Source organism: Nocardia sp. NPDC102475 (assembly GCF_055584605.1).
On the sequence record NZ_JBVJLS010000026.1, the window covers coordinates 96,123 to 108,780 of the forward strand.

11 protein-coding genes are annotated in these 12,658 nt (G+C 65.3%); 4 read left to right on the forward strand and 7 right to left on the reverse strand.

Features of this window, described 5'->3' with window-relative positions:
- Positions 1–161: 161 nt before the first annotated feature.
- The 4 genes from ACZ60G_RS35615 to infC form a co-directional block, all read right to left on the reverse strand.
- Positions 162–959 (reverse strand): TrmH family RNA methyltransferase, encoded by a 798-nt coding sequence (locus ACZ60G_RS35615; protein WP_465815844.1) that lies wholly within the window; start codon positions 957–959, stop codon positions 162–164.
- A 37-nt stretch (positions 960–996) separates the two neighbouring features.
- Complete coding sequence (rplT, locus tag ACZ60G_RS35620; RefSeq protein ID WP_040689024.1) at positions 997–1,377, reverse strand: 50S ribosomal protein L20; 381 nt, start codon at positions 1,375–1,377, stop codon at positions 997–999.
- Positions 1,378–1,479: 102 nt separating this feature from the next.
- The gene (gene rpmI, locus ACZ60G_RS35625) at positions 1,480–1,674 is read right to left on the reverse strand and encodes a 50S ribosomal protein L35 (protein ID WP_040689021.1); all 195 of its coding nucleotides are present in this window, start codon (positions 1,672–1,674) and stop codon (positions 1,480–1,482) included.
- Positions 1,675–1,735: 61 nt separating this feature from the next.
- On the reverse strand, positions 1,736–2,422 hold the full coding sequence (gene infC, locus ACZ60G_RS35630; RefSeq protein WP_465815893.1) for a translation initiation factor IF-3: 687 nt from the start codon (positions 2,420–2,422) through the stop codon (positions 1,736–1,738).
- A 339-nt stretch (positions 2,423–2,761) separates the two neighbouring features.
- Between infC and ACZ60G_RS35635 the strand changes: the two genes are divergently transcribed.
- The 4 genes from ACZ60G_RS35635 to ACZ60G_RS35650 all read left to right on the forward strand — a co-directional run bounded on the left by ACZ60G_RS35635 (position 2,762) and on the right by ACZ60G_RS35650 (position 6,324).
- Positions 2,762–3,115, forward strand: a complete 354-nt coding sequence (locus ACZ60G_RS35635) for a DUF1844 domain-containing protein (protein ID WP_063044273.1) — start codon at positions 2,762–2,764, stop codon at positions 3,113–3,115.
- Between the two features lie 60 nt (positions 3,116–3,175).
- A complete protein-coding gene (locus ACZ60G_RS35640) occupies positions 3,176–3,796 on the forward strand; it encodes a TetR/AcrR family transcriptional regulator (RefSeq protein WP_465815847.1) in 621 nt (206 codons plus the stop codon).
- Positions 3,797–3,842: 46 nt separating this feature from the next.
- Positions 3,843–5,384 (forward strand): FAD-dependent monooxygenase, encoded by a 1,542-nt coding sequence (locus tag ACZ60G_RS35645; RefSeq protein ID WP_465815849.1) that lies wholly within the window; start codon positions 3,843–3,845, stop codon positions 5,382–5,384.
- 232 nt (positions 5,385–5,616) lie between these two features.
- Entirely contained in the window at positions 5,617–6,324 is a 708-nt protein-coding gene (locus tag ACZ60G_RS35650) for an alpha/beta fold hydrolase (protein WP_465815851.1), read from the forward strand.
- Between the two features lie 627 nt (positions 6,325–6,951).
- Here the strand turns inward: ACZ60G_RS35650 and uvrA are convergent.
- The 3 genes from uvrA to ACZ60G_RS35665 all read right to left on the reverse strand — a co-directional run bounded on the left by uvrA (position 6,952) and on the right by ACZ60G_RS35665 (position 12,393).
- A complete protein-coding gene (gene uvrA, locus ACZ60G_RS35655; protein WP_465815853.1) occupies positions 6,952–9,975 on the reverse strand; it encodes an excinuclease ABC subunit UvrA in 3,024 nt (1,007 codons plus the stop codon).
- Positions 9,976–10,090: 115 nt separating this feature from the next.
- Entirely contained in the window at positions 10,091–12,187 is a 2,097-nt protein-coding gene (locus ACZ60G_RS35660) for an amylo-alpha-1,6-glucosidase (protein WP_465815855.1), read from the reverse strand.
- A complete protein-coding gene (locus ACZ60G_RS35665; RefSeq protein ID WP_465815857.1) occupies positions 12,184–12,393 on the reverse strand; it encodes a hypothetical protein in 210 nt (69 codons plus the stop codon). Before ACZ60G_RS35665 ends, ACZ60G_RS35660 begins: the two co-directional genes overlap by 4 nt.
- Positions 12,394–12,658: the final 265 nt, after the last annotated feature.

The following is a 12,658-nucleotide window of genomic DNA, read 5'->3' on the forward strand; positions in this document are numbered from 1 at the left end:
TCGCAGCGTAAGCCCAAGCGCAATCGGCGCGGAAGTGAATAGCAAAGACCCACAAGGGTTTTGACTGCTTCGCAAAGCGGAGTGAAATTCGCTGTGACCGAACGGATTCCTGGCCATCGGGCTCATCCGACCCGACCGTTCCACTGCAGGTTCGCGCCAACCTACTTCGTGTGCTGAACCCGCGCGCTCGCGTACAGGCAGATAGCTGCTGCGGCGGCGAGGTTGAGGCTCTCGGCGCGGCCGTGGATCGGGATACGCACTCGGTGGTCGGCCCGGGTGGCGACCGACGGGTCCAGGCCATGCGCCTCATTACCGAACAGCCAAGCCACCGGACCGGCCAGCAGTTCGTCGGCGTCGTCCAGGTCGACCTCACCCTTGGCGGCAGTGGCGAGCACCGTAATGCCTGCTGCCGCAACGGCATCGAGCACCTCGCCGATATCGCGATGCCGCGCGATCGGCACATGGAACAGACTGCCCGCACTCGCGCGGACGCATTTGCCATTGTGCGGATCGACCGCATCTCCCGCCAGCACAACACCATTCGCGCCCACCGCATCGGCGACTCGAATGAGTGTGCCCGCATTGCCGGGCTCGGCGATCTCGACAGGGACGGCGAGCAGTGTCGGCCGCTCGGCCAGCACTTCCGCCAGCGGCACGTCGATGTGGTCGCACACCGCGACAAGCCCTGGCGCGGTGACGGTTTCACCGAGGTGTTCGGCGGCGCGCTCACTCACCAACGTGGTGCGCACGCCCGCGGCGGCAGCCCCGGCGATCAGCTGGTTCTCTCGCACGGCGGCGTGCATCGAATAGAACAGCTCACGCACCCGGCCGGTTTCCAGCGCCGCGGCAACGGAATTCGCGCCCTCCGCCAGGAACTGTCCGGTCTTGCGGCGGGCTGCGGCGCGCTGGAGCTTGACAGCGGAAACGACCCGCGGATTGTGCTCGGAGAGCGCATCCACGGGTCGTTCCGAATGCTGTGTCGTCACGCAGGCCGGATCAGGCTGCCGGGGCGTTGACGTCCTGCGGGAGGGCGGCCTTGGCGACGGCGACCAGACCGGCGAACGCCTCGGCGTCGGAGACGGCGAGCTCGGCGAGGATCTTGCGGTCCACCTCGACACCGGCGGCCTTGAGGCCCTGGATGAAGCGGTTGTAGGTGATGTCGTTCAGGCGCGCTGCGGCATTGATACGGGCGATCCAGAGCTTGCGGAAGTCACCCTTGCGCGCCCGGCGGTCCCGGTAGGCGTAGGTGAGCGAGTGCAGCTGCTGTTCCTTGGCCTTGCGGTACAGCCGCGAGCGCTGGCCGCGGTAGCCCTTGGAGGCCTCGAGAACGGAACGGCGCTTCTTCTGCGCGTTGACGGCCCTTTTGACGCGTGCCATGGGTCAGTCCTTTGTCGATCTAGGGGGCGCTGTGCGTGACGCCCTGGAATTGGTCGGTGGTCGGCGTCCGGAATCCCGGTCGCGCGGGTGCTGGCCTAGGTCTCAGAGACCCAGGAGGCGCTTGACGCGAGGGACGTCAACGGACGCGACGGCCTCCGTGCCGTCCAGACGACGAGTCCGGCGAGTGGACTTGTGCTCGAGCAGGTGGCGACGGTTCGCCTGCTGACGCAGCAGCTTGCCACGGCCCGAAACCTTGAATCGCTTCGAGGCGCCGCTGTGGCTCTTCATCTTCGGCATGGATTCCTCTATCTGTCTCGTACCGGTGGTCCTCGTCGGACCACCGGTTTTCTGATCGGTATTACTGCGGGTCGGCCGGCGCGGCCTGTTCGGCGACCGGTGCGCCCGCGGCAGGTGCGGGAGCGGCAGGCGCTTCGGTGGCGGTGGGACGCGGTGCCCGCGAATCCTCCTGCGCCTTCACCCGCGTCTTCGCACCCTTATGCGGTGCGAGGACCATGGTCATATTGCGACCGTCCTGCTTGGCGGAGGTCTCGACGAAACCCAATTCGGCGACGTCGGAGGCCAGACGCTGCAGCAGCCGGAAACCCAATTCGGGGCGCGACTGCTCACGACCGCGGAACATGATCGTGACCTTGACCTTCGAGCCGGCCTCGAGGAAGCGAACAACGTTGCGCTTCTTGGTCTCATAGTCATGGTCGTCGATCTTGGGACGGAGCTTCTGCTCCTTGATCACGGTCTGCACCTGGTTCTTGCGAGACTCGCGCGCCTTCTGCGCCGTCTCGTACTTGAACTTGCCGTAGTCCATGATCTTGCAGACCGGTGGACGGGCATCCGGCGCGACCTCGACCAAGTCGAGATCCGCCTCGAGGGCGACGCGTAGTGCATCTTCAACACGCACGATCCCAACCTGTTCACCACCCGGTCCGATAAGTCGGACCTCGGGAACGCGGATGCGATCGTTGATGCGGGTCTCAGTGCTGATGGGGCCTCCTAGGTCAAGCGGTGTCGTCAGACGACCGCACGCAATAACGGCAGCCCCTTTTCAACACAAAGGCCCCGGTGCGGTATTCCGCCACGGGGCCCGAGTCGACCGGCCTTCGACCACGAGCATGCTCGTGTCGACCTTGTCCATGACGATCCTCACCGAGGATCCTCCGCACAAGAAACCCGCCCAGGCAGGGCGGGGGACCGGACCGTTTGACCAGTACGATTGCTCGTCGGCAACGGTGGGAGTCGGGCTCCACTTATCAGCCCCGGGCAAGCCCGGGGCGGTCGTCAGCGGAAAGTCTAACATTCCTACTCGCTATCGCCGAATCGCCCCGCCCCGGCGACCGCGCCCGACCACCACGATGCCATCCTCGTGCCTATGAGTGACGAGGCAGTATCCGATGCGACCGACGTCCGCGAGTTGGCCGAGATCCCCGCGGTCGAGATCATCAGCCGCGCCGCGATGATGCTGATGAGCGCGGCGGCGGAGAAGCTCGGGCTCGCCGACGAGGATCCGGACAACAGTCCGCGCCGCGATCTGGACGAAGCGCGCCGCCTGATCACCGCGCTCGCCGGGCTGATCACCTCGTCTATCGAATACTTCGGTCCGCATGCCGGTCCGTATCGCGACGGCCTGAAGTCGTTGCAGCTCGCCTTCCGTGAGTCCTCGGCGCATCCGGACGAGCCGGGCAAGGGTCCGGGCGAGAAGTACACCGGCCCGGTCTACGCCTAGCCGAATTTTGCCCAGCGGGAAACATTGCCCGCTGGGCAAGTTTCGCCGTACTCTGGTGTCATGCCAGATGAGCAAGTCCTCGGCCTTCGCGAGCGCAAGAAGCTCGACACCCGCAAGGCACTCAGCGATGCGACGCTCGAGCTGGCTTTCGAACACGGACTGGCCAATATCACCAGAGAGGACATCGCCGCCCGCGCGGGCGTGTCGGTCCGGACCTTCAACAACTACTTCACCGGTAAGCACGAGGCGCTGGCCTACCGGCAGACCGAGCGGATCCAGCGCAGTCTGATCGCACTGCGGAACCGGCCCGTGGACGAGCCGCTCTGGACCGCGATCACCGCGGCGATCCTGGAACCACTCGAAGTCGACGGCGCCGGGGACCACCCGCCGACACCGCGCCAACTGGCCGTCATTCGCGAATTACTCGAAGCGCCGGAGACCCGGACCGCGGTGTCCAAGGCGGTATCCGACGACTGGATCGAGGCGATCGCGGCACGCACCGGAACCGACGCGGCCCGCGATCTGTATCCCCGCCTCGTCGTCGGCGCGATCGGCGCGATCTACCAGGCCGCTACCGCGACCTATGTGTACGCGAATCCGCCGGTATTGCTCACCACACTGCTACGACAAGCCATCGACGAGGTAGCCGCGGGACTTCCCGCGCCTTCCGTCGACGACTGACTCACCGCACACTCACTTTTCAAAGGCAACAAGAGGTGTATTTGTCATGCCCGAAAACTCTTTCGACGTAGTCATTTCCGGTGCCGGACCGAACGGGCTCATGCTCGCCTGCGAACTCGCACTGGCCGGCGTGCGTCCCATCGTGCTGGAGAAACTGAGCGAGCCCAGTGCCGAGCCGAAAGCGAACGGCCTTGTCGGCCAGGTGATTCGGCTGCTGGATATGCGCGGCCTGTACCACGAATTCGGCGGCGCGCCGGGCGCTCCACAGCCCGTGCCCGGCTATCTGTTCAGTGGGATGCCGGTGTCATTCGCCGAAGTTGTGAACAATCCGATGTACGCGCTGCTCATCCCCCAGCCGAAACTGGTTCGCCTGTTGGAGAAGAGGGCACGCGAACTCGGTATCGAAATCCGTTGGGGCCATGAGCTGACCGATCTGGTCCAGCAGGACGGGAGCGTGACCGTCACAGTGACGGGTCCCGACCGCGAGTACGACCTGACCACCACATACTTGGTCGCTGCTGACGGCGGCAAGAGCTTCGTCCGCAAACACACCGGAATCGAATTCCCCGGCAGCACAAACGCATCGAAGTTGGTCCGGATGGCACACGTGAGCCTGCCGGAGGAACTGCGAACCGGAGACGGCGGCATCCTGATTCCCGGCCTCGGGCGACTTCCCTTCGGACATAACCGACTCGAACGTGGCATGTTCATCTTCGCAGAGCTCGAACGCGGCCGCCCGTTGGTCGCGACCATGGAGTTCGACGGCGATCCGGTACCGGAGGACACGCCGATGACGCTCGACGAACTACGCGCGAGTCTGCGGCGGGTGCTCGGTGTCGACCTTCCGATCGCGCCACCGCCCGGATCCGGCCCGCACGCCTTGCGCCGGACCGAAGGCCAGAACACTCGACTGGCCGAACGCTATCGCGACGGAAATGTGTTCCTGCTCGGCGATTCCGCCCACGTGCATTCGGCGATGGGCGGCCCCGGCCTCAACCTCGGTTTGCAGGACGCGGCCAACCTCGGTTGGAAGCTCGCCGCACAGGTGAACGGTTGGGCACCCGTGGGACTGCTGGACACCTATCACTCCGAGCGATACCCGGTCGGCGAGCGCGTAATGATGCACTCGCTGGCCCAGCTCGCACTGATGGCGCCCGGTCCGGAGGTCACCGCGCTGCGCGAGTTCATGGGCGAACTACTCAAAGCACCTGAAAGCGCTGGACATATCGCACATCTGCTCGCCGGATCCGATATCCGCTACGACATCGGCGATCCGCACCCACTGTCCGGCCGCATGGTCCCGGACCTCACCCTCGAAACCTCGGGCGGCCGAACGCGTATCGCCGATCTGCTGCACTCGGCACGAGCTGTACTGGTCCAATTGACCGAGAACGGCGGGTTCGCCGATATCGCGGGCGACTGGAACGACCGCGTCGACACCGTGATCGCGACCTGTCCGGACGCGCCCGCTGACGCGCTACTTATCCGACCGGACGGATATGTGGCCTGGGCAGGCGAAGTCGGTACCGAAGATGACCGACTCCGGAACGCATTGACGCGGTGGTTCGGTCCAGCTCGAAGCTCGTAGGCACGCCGATGTGGCCCGCCCGGAATCGCGGAGATGCCACCCGGGTGGGCGGCAAGCAACGCGGGGCAATCCGTGCCGCCGCTGCCCGTCGATCTCACGGGGCAATCCAACTCGACCCGAAGTAGTTCACCTTGTGAACAATGAAACGCATTGTGCGCGTGGCCATCTCGGTGACCCAGACATATTGCTGCGGATTTGCGTTCCGCCAGGTTCGGCATGCGATGCTCACTGAATGGCACGGATACTTCTGATCCCCGGATTCTGGCTCGGCGCGTGGGCATGGGACGACGTCGCGGCCGATCTGCGCGGCCGGGGTGACGATGTGCTGGCGCTGACCCTGCCCGGACTCGACCCGGACGATGACGACCGGCTCGGCGCGACCCTGGAAATACAGGCGCAGGCCATCCTCGACGAAATCGCCCCGGATGAGGCGGTGGTGATCGTCGCGCACTCGGGCGGCGCGGCGGCCGCCTACCTCGCCACCGATATCGCCCCGGAACGCTTCAGCCGCGGCATTTATGTCGACGCCGCTCCGCTACCGAATGGCTTCATCCTCAATTCCGCACTGGATGCGACCGTTCGCGAACTCGCGCTACCGGATTGGGATCAGTTGGAGGCCGACGGCAATAGCCTCACCGGACTGGACGATGCGTCCCTGGCCCGGTTCCGCGAATGTGCCGTTTCCGAACCCGCCGCAGTCGCCGCCGCTCCCCTGCGACTGAGTGAGTCCCCGGCGCGCCTTGCCATCCCGACGACGGTGATCTGCAACAGCATCACCGCCGACCTGGTCAAACAACTCCGCGATGCGGGTCAGGAACCAATGTTCGCCGAATTGGCCAAGATCGACGCCGAATACATCGATCTGCCCACCGGCCATTGGCCGATGTGGTCCCGATACAAGGAACTCGCCGAACTGATCCACTGCATCGCGAACCGCTGAGCCCGCAACCCATCGACGGTAGTCAAATGGTGGCTCCAAACACACCCACAACCACCATTTGACTACCTTCGCCGAAAAGCCGCTCCGAACGCAACGACGGCCGGTCGACTGAGCTGGAGGCTGCGAGCCTGTCCAGCCGACTGCGGAAGGTACGGCGGGTACGACACACGAGGTGCCCAGCACTGCTCCGGTACAACCACTGGACGGCCACGCCTGTCTTGTTCAGCGGTTCCCTGAAAGTCGGTGCGCAACAACAGGCCTCCCGAAGGGAGACCTAGCGGAGACGGGAACGCCACCCCTTGGGGAGATTTTGTCATTTTGGCCAGGTCAAGCTGCGGTAGGTCCCGTTGTCCTGCACCGACTCCTCGGGTCAGGCCAGCCCAGCAACAATTTGCCATCCCACGGTTTTGCCGGAGCAGTGCTGGCACGCCGAGTGCCGTACCGGACATACCTCCCGCGTTCATGCACGCAGCCAACAATTTCCAGCTCAGCCAACTGGCTGTGGTCGCGTTCTAGAGCGTTTTGGCGAGGGTAGTCGAATGGTGGTTGTGGGTGCTGTTTCGAGCAACCATTTGACTACCCTCGCTAGGTTTATAGCCATTTGACCGGGCTTGCTCTGCCGAGAGATCAGCGGAGCGCGGCGGCCTTCCGCGATGCGCGCTTCGCGGCGGCAGCATTCGGTGCCGGAATCTTCGTCGCCGTCGCCTTGGTGGCCGACGAATTGTTCGTCGCCTTCTTCGCTGGGGCTGCCTTCTTCGCCGCCTTCTTGGCCGGAGCCTTGGGCTCGGTCGCGGCGGGCAGTGCCAGGACTTCCTTCAGGAACTGACCGGTGTAGCTGTCGCCCACTGCCGCAACATCTTCCGGGGCGCCTTCGGCGACGACCGTGCCGCCGCCGGAGCCACCCTCGGGACCCATATCGACCACCCAGTCGGAGGTCTTGATGACGTCCAGATTGTGTTCGATGACGATGACCGTATTGCCCTTGTCCACCAAGCCGTTGATGACGAGCAGCAGCTTGCGGATGTCCTCGAAGTGCAGGCCGGTGGTCGGCTCGTCGAGGATGTAGACGGTGCGCCCGGTGGAGCGCTTCTGCAGTTCGGCCGCCAGTTTGACGCGCTGTGCCTCACCGCCGGAGAGGGTCGGCGCACTCTGGCCGAGTCGCACATAGCCCAAGCCGACGTCGACCAGGGTCTTGAGGTAGCGGTGGATCGAGGTGACCGGCTCGAAGAACCCCGCGGCCTCCTCGATCGACATATCGAGCACCTCGGCAATGGTCTTGCCCTTGTAGTGCACCTCGAGCGTCTCCCGGTTGTACCGGGCGCCGTGGCAGACCTCGCACGGGACATACACATCCGGCAGGAAGTTCATCTCGATCTTCAAAGTGCCATCACCCGAGCACGCTTCGCAACGGCCGCCCTTGACATTGAACGAGAACCGGCCGGGCTGGTAGCCGCGCACCTTCGCCTCGGTGGTTGCCGCGAACAGGGTCCGGATCTTGTCGAATACGCCGGTATAGGTGGCCGGATTCGAGCGTGGCGTCCGGCCGATCGGCGACTGGTCCACCTGCACGAGCTTGTCCAGATGATCGAGGCCGTTGATCCGGGTGTGCCGGCCCGGCACCTGCCGCGCACCGTTCAGCTTGTTCGCGAGCACGGTCGCCAGAATGTCGTTGACCAGCGTGGACTTACCGGAACCGGAAACACCGGTGACCGCGGTGAGCACGCCAAGCGGAAAGCTGACATCGATATTGCGCAGGTTGTGCTCGTTCGCACCGACCACGGTGAGCTGGCGCTTCTTACTGACCGGCCGCCGCACCATCGGCACCTCGATGCGCTCGCGGCCCGAAAGATATGCGCCGGTCAGCGATTTCGGGTCGGTGAGCAGTTCCTGATAAGGACCGCTGTGCACGACTTCACCACCGTGCTCACCTGCCAGCGGACCGATATCGACCACCCAGTCCGAGGCCCGAATGGTGTCCTCGTCGTGTTCGACCACGATCAGCGTATTACCGAGATTCCGCAGCCGCGTGAGCGTTTCGATGAGCCGCCGGTTGTCGCGCTGGTGCAGACCGATCGACGGTTCGTCGAGCACATACAGCACACCGACCAGCCCGGATCCGATCTGGGTCGCCAACCGGATGCGCTGCGCCTCACCACCGGACAGCGTCGCCGCGGCTCGCGACAGGCTCAGATACTCCAGTCCCACATCCAACAGGAAGCCCAGGCGCGCCTGCACTTCCTTGAGCACCTGCCCGGCAATGGCGGTCTCCCGCTCCCCCAGCGTCAAGGCGTTCAGGAATGCCGAGCAATCACCGATCGACAATTCGCTCACATCGGCGATGGACTTCTTCTCACCGCCCGAGGCGATGGTGACGGCCAGAATTTCCGGACGCAGCCGAGCACCGTTGCACACCGGGCACGGCACATCGCGCATGTACCCGTCGTAATGCTCCTTCATCTGCTCGGATTCGGTGCTCTCCATGCGCCGCTGCAGGAACGGCATCACGCCCTCGAAATCGGCGTAGTACGAACGCTTCCGGCCGTACCGGTTGGTGTAGGAGACGTGCACCTGATCCGAACTGCCCTCCAGCACCGCCTTGCGTGCCTTCGGCGGCAGGTCCTGCCACGGCGTATCCATGGAGAATCCGACGGATTCGGCCAGACCCGACAGCAGCCGGGTGAAGTATTCGGCGGTCTGTCCGCGCGACCACGGTGCGATCGCGCCCTCGGCCAGGCTCAATTCGGGATCGGGCACCACCAGTTCCGGATCGACCTCCTTACGGATGCCGAGTCCCGTGCAGTCCGGGCACGCACCGTAGGGCGAGTTGAACGAGAACGAGCGCGGTTCGAGATCCTCGATATCCAGGGGGTGACCGTTGGGGCAGGCCAGGCGTTCGGAGAACCGGCGCTCCCGATCGTGGGCGTGCTCGTCGCGGTCGACGAAGTCCAGTACCACGATGCCGTCGGCCAACCGCAGCGCGGTCTCGATCGAATCGGTAAGGCGCTGTTTGGAACTCGGCTTCACCTGGAGCCGGTCCACCACGACCTCGACGTCGTGCTTCTCCTGCTTCTTCAGCTTCGGCGGATCGGTGAGCGGATACACCACGCCGTCGACCCGGACGCGCGAATAGCCCTGGCTGTTCAATTGGTCGAACAGATCGACGAATTCGCCCTTGCGGGTGCGCACCACCGGCGCGAGCACCTGGAATTTGATGCCCTCCTCCATGGCGAGCACCTGATCCACGATCTGCTGCGGACTCTGCTTGGCGATCAGCTCACCGCAGACCGGGCAGTGCGGAGTACCGGCGCGCGCATACAGCAGACGCAGGTAGTCGTAGACCTCGGTGATGGTGCCGACCGTCGATCGGGGGTTGCGGTTGGTCGACTTCTGATCGATCGAAACGGCAGGCGAAAGGCCCTCGATGAAGTCGACGTCCGGCTTGTCCATCTGCCCGAGGAACTGGCGCGCGTAGGCCGACAGCGATTCGACATAGCGGCGCTGCCCCTCGGCGAAGATCGTGTCGAAGGCGAGGCTGGATTTGCCCGAACCGGATAGACCGGTGAACACGATGAGACTGTCGCGGGGCAGATCGAGATCGATGCTCTTGAGATTGTGCTCCCGAGCTCCGCGCACAGTGAGGCGTTCCGCCACCAGGTGTCCCTTCTCGATCGTGTCGGTCCAACAGACGTGATACCCCCAGCGCCATGCTAGGCCGACCCACCGACAAGTTTCGTCGCACGCCGGGTTCCCCGGTCATCGGTCCAGGTCAGGAGTCGGATCGACGCAGCTTTCCAGCCAATCCGCTGAGCTGCCAGCCCCCATTGTCCACGGTGACGGTGAGCACATCCGACCCCACCCGGACCCCGCTCACCCGCAGGGGCAGGTACCGATCCGGCACCGCGGGCGCGACCGACGCCGAGCCGGTACCCGGCTCCAACCGCAACATGCTCCGCATGAAAAGCAGCGGCGCCGCCGACGCCCACGCCTGCGGCGAGCAGGAGGTCGGATACGGCACCGGCGCGTCGAATTCCGCGCGGTCGAAACCGCTGAACAGCTCGGGCAGTCGATAGCCGAAGCGAGTCGACGCGTCGAGAACCCCGTCGATCACACGGTTGGCATGTTCGGTGAAGCCGTAGCGCATCAGTCCGGCGGCGCAGATCGCGTTGTCGTGCGGCCAGACCGATCCGTTGTGATAGCTCACCGGGTTGTAGGCACCCATGTCGGTGGCCAAGGTGCGGATACCCCACCCGCTGAACATCTCCGGCGACAGCAGGTGATCCGCGACCGGCCGCGCCTTGTCCTCGTCGATGATCCCGGTCCACAGGCAGTGCCCGATATTCGAGGTCAGCGCGTCGATCGGCCGCTTGTCCCCGTCCAGACCGATGGCGAACCAACCGTGCTCGGGCAACCAGAACGCCTTGTTGAACGCTTCCTTCAATGCGGCCGCCTTGACGCGGAACCGATCCGCGGTCGGGTGATCACCCACATCGGCCGCGAGCGCCGCCCGCGCCACATACGCGGCGTACACATATCCCTGCACCTCGGCCAGCGCGATCGGCGCCTCGGGCAGCCTGCCGTCGGCGAAGTTCACCCCGTCCCACGAGTCCTTCCACCCCTGATTCGCCAAACCGTGCTCGGCCGCGCGCTGATACTCGACGAATCCGTCGCCGTCCGCATCACCGAAGTGTTCGATCCACTCCAGCGCCCGATCCGCATGCGGCAGCAGCTCGTCCCTGGTCTCGACGTCCAGTCCCCAGCGATGCAACTCACCGAGCAACATCACGAAAAGCGGTGTGGCATCAGCGGTTCCGTAGTACACGGTGTCACCGCCGAGCAGCGACGTCGCCGCCCGTCCGAACCGCACCTCGTGCGGTATCTTTCCCGGCTCCTCCTCGGTCATGGCGCGAACCTCGCTGCCCTGCAAGCCGGCCAGACTCTGCAGCGTGCCGACGGCCAGCCGCCGGTCCAGCGGCAACACCATCCATGAGGTGAGTAGCGAGTCCCGCCCGAACAGCGCCATGAACCACGGCGCGCCCGCGGCGACCACCGCCCGTTCCGGATGACCGGGATCGAAGATGCGCAGTGCGCCGAGATCGACGACAGCGCGGCGCAGTACCGCGGCGAGTGTCTGATCGTCGGTCTGGACCGACGGCGAATTCTCGTACCATTCGCGCATCCGCAATGCGGGCGCGCTGTGCGAGATCGGATTCCCACACGGATGCCGCGGCGTCACCACCGAGCCGAGCGTCGGCTGGTACTGGATGCACACCGACCATTCCCCGCGCCCAGGCAGCTCGACCTGCCACCGCAATTCGCGATCGACCGCGGTCGCCCCCGCGGCGGTCACCGTCACCGCGAGCGGCAGATCGGTCCGGCTGATCTCGACCGTGCCCGCCGTCGCCTTGCTCTTGGTGACCACCACGCTGTCGCCGATCCGCCCCTCCTTCACCTCGAACAGATCGGCGAAATCGGCATCGAGTTCCAGCACCACCACACAGCTGATCGCCGCACCGGAGAGATTGCGGACGGTCACGTCATCGCGCATACCGTCGCCGACATAGCGCGCGACGGTCACCAGTGCCGTGCTGTCGGCGCGTCCGGGCCGCGGCGGCGTCCTGGCCAGCAGCGTCGCGCTGTAGGGCTCGGTGTGCTGGACGGTGAGCGGTTGCGGCGCCAACCCGTCGACGGTCAGCCGCCACCGCGACAGCACCCTGGTATCGCGCACGAACAATCCCTCGGCACGATTCGGGCTGATGACACCGCCGTCCTCGCTGATACAGAAGGTCGAGCCCTCGACCAAGGTGACCCCGGCGACCGCTCGGGGGGCCACGGGATCGGCGCCGTCACCCCAGGGGCTCGTCAAGCGACCGGCGTGGGCAGCATGGCCCGGCTCGTCGCTACCCGAGGCGCCAGTGGCTCCTCGCGCGGTTCGGGGTTGTCGGCTCCCATCAGTGGACGCACCGGCTCAGTGTAGTAGCGCCGCTGCTCCGGTTCGCGGATCTCGGTGATCATCACCGGTTTTCGGCGCGCCAGCCGGTCCGGACCGCTCGATGCACCCGTTCTCCGCATTCATCCGGCCGACGAAGGCGAGGTAGCCACCGGTGCCGGCACTCACGGCGGCACGATCAGCCCGATCTTCATGGACACGTCCACGCTTCTTCGGGTCCCGGCTGGGGATCGATCACAGGGCGCTCTCGAATGGCGCGGCCATGTGCGAACCGCCATTGCACGCCGCATTCTCCGCACCGGAACAGGGCGTCCCGGTGGTCGACGAAGGTGCCGATAGCATGCGAACCACAATCGGGACAGCTCCGCGGCGTACCGAAAATATTGC

What these genes read in the sequence shown, in the direction of transcription:
- rplT (WP_040689024.1), bottom strand. Translation starts at nt 1,377, where the DNA reads ATGGCACGCGTCAAAAGGGCCGTCAACGCGCAGAAGAAGCGCCGTTCC.
- rpmI (WP_040689021.1), bottom strand. Translation starts at nt 1,674, where the DNA reads ATGCCGAAGATGAAGAGCCACAGCGGCGCCTCGAAGCGATTCAAGGTT.
- ACZ60G_RS35635 (WP_063044273.1), top strand. Translation starts at nt 2,762, where the DNA reads ATGAGTGACGAGGCAGTATCCGATGCGACCGACGTCCGCGAGTTGGCC.
- ACZ60G_RS35640 (WP_465815847.1), top strand. Translation starts at nt 3,176, where the DNA reads ATGCCAGATGAGCAAGTCCTCGGCCTTCGCGAGCGCAAGAAGCTCGAC.
- ACZ60G_RS35645 (WP_465815849.1), top strand. Translation starts at nt 3,843, where the DNA reads ATGCCCGAAAACTCTTTCGACGTAGTCATTTCCGGTGCCGGACCGAAC.
- ACZ60G_RS35650 (WP_465815851.1), top strand. Translation starts at nt 5,617, where the DNA reads ATGGCACGGATACTTCTGATCCCCGGATTCTGGCTCGGCGCGTGGGCA.
- ACZ60G_RS35665 (WP_465815857.1), bottom strand. Translation starts at nt 12,393, where the DNA reads ATGCGGAGAACGGGTGCATCGAGCGGTCCGGACCGGCTGGCGCGCCGA.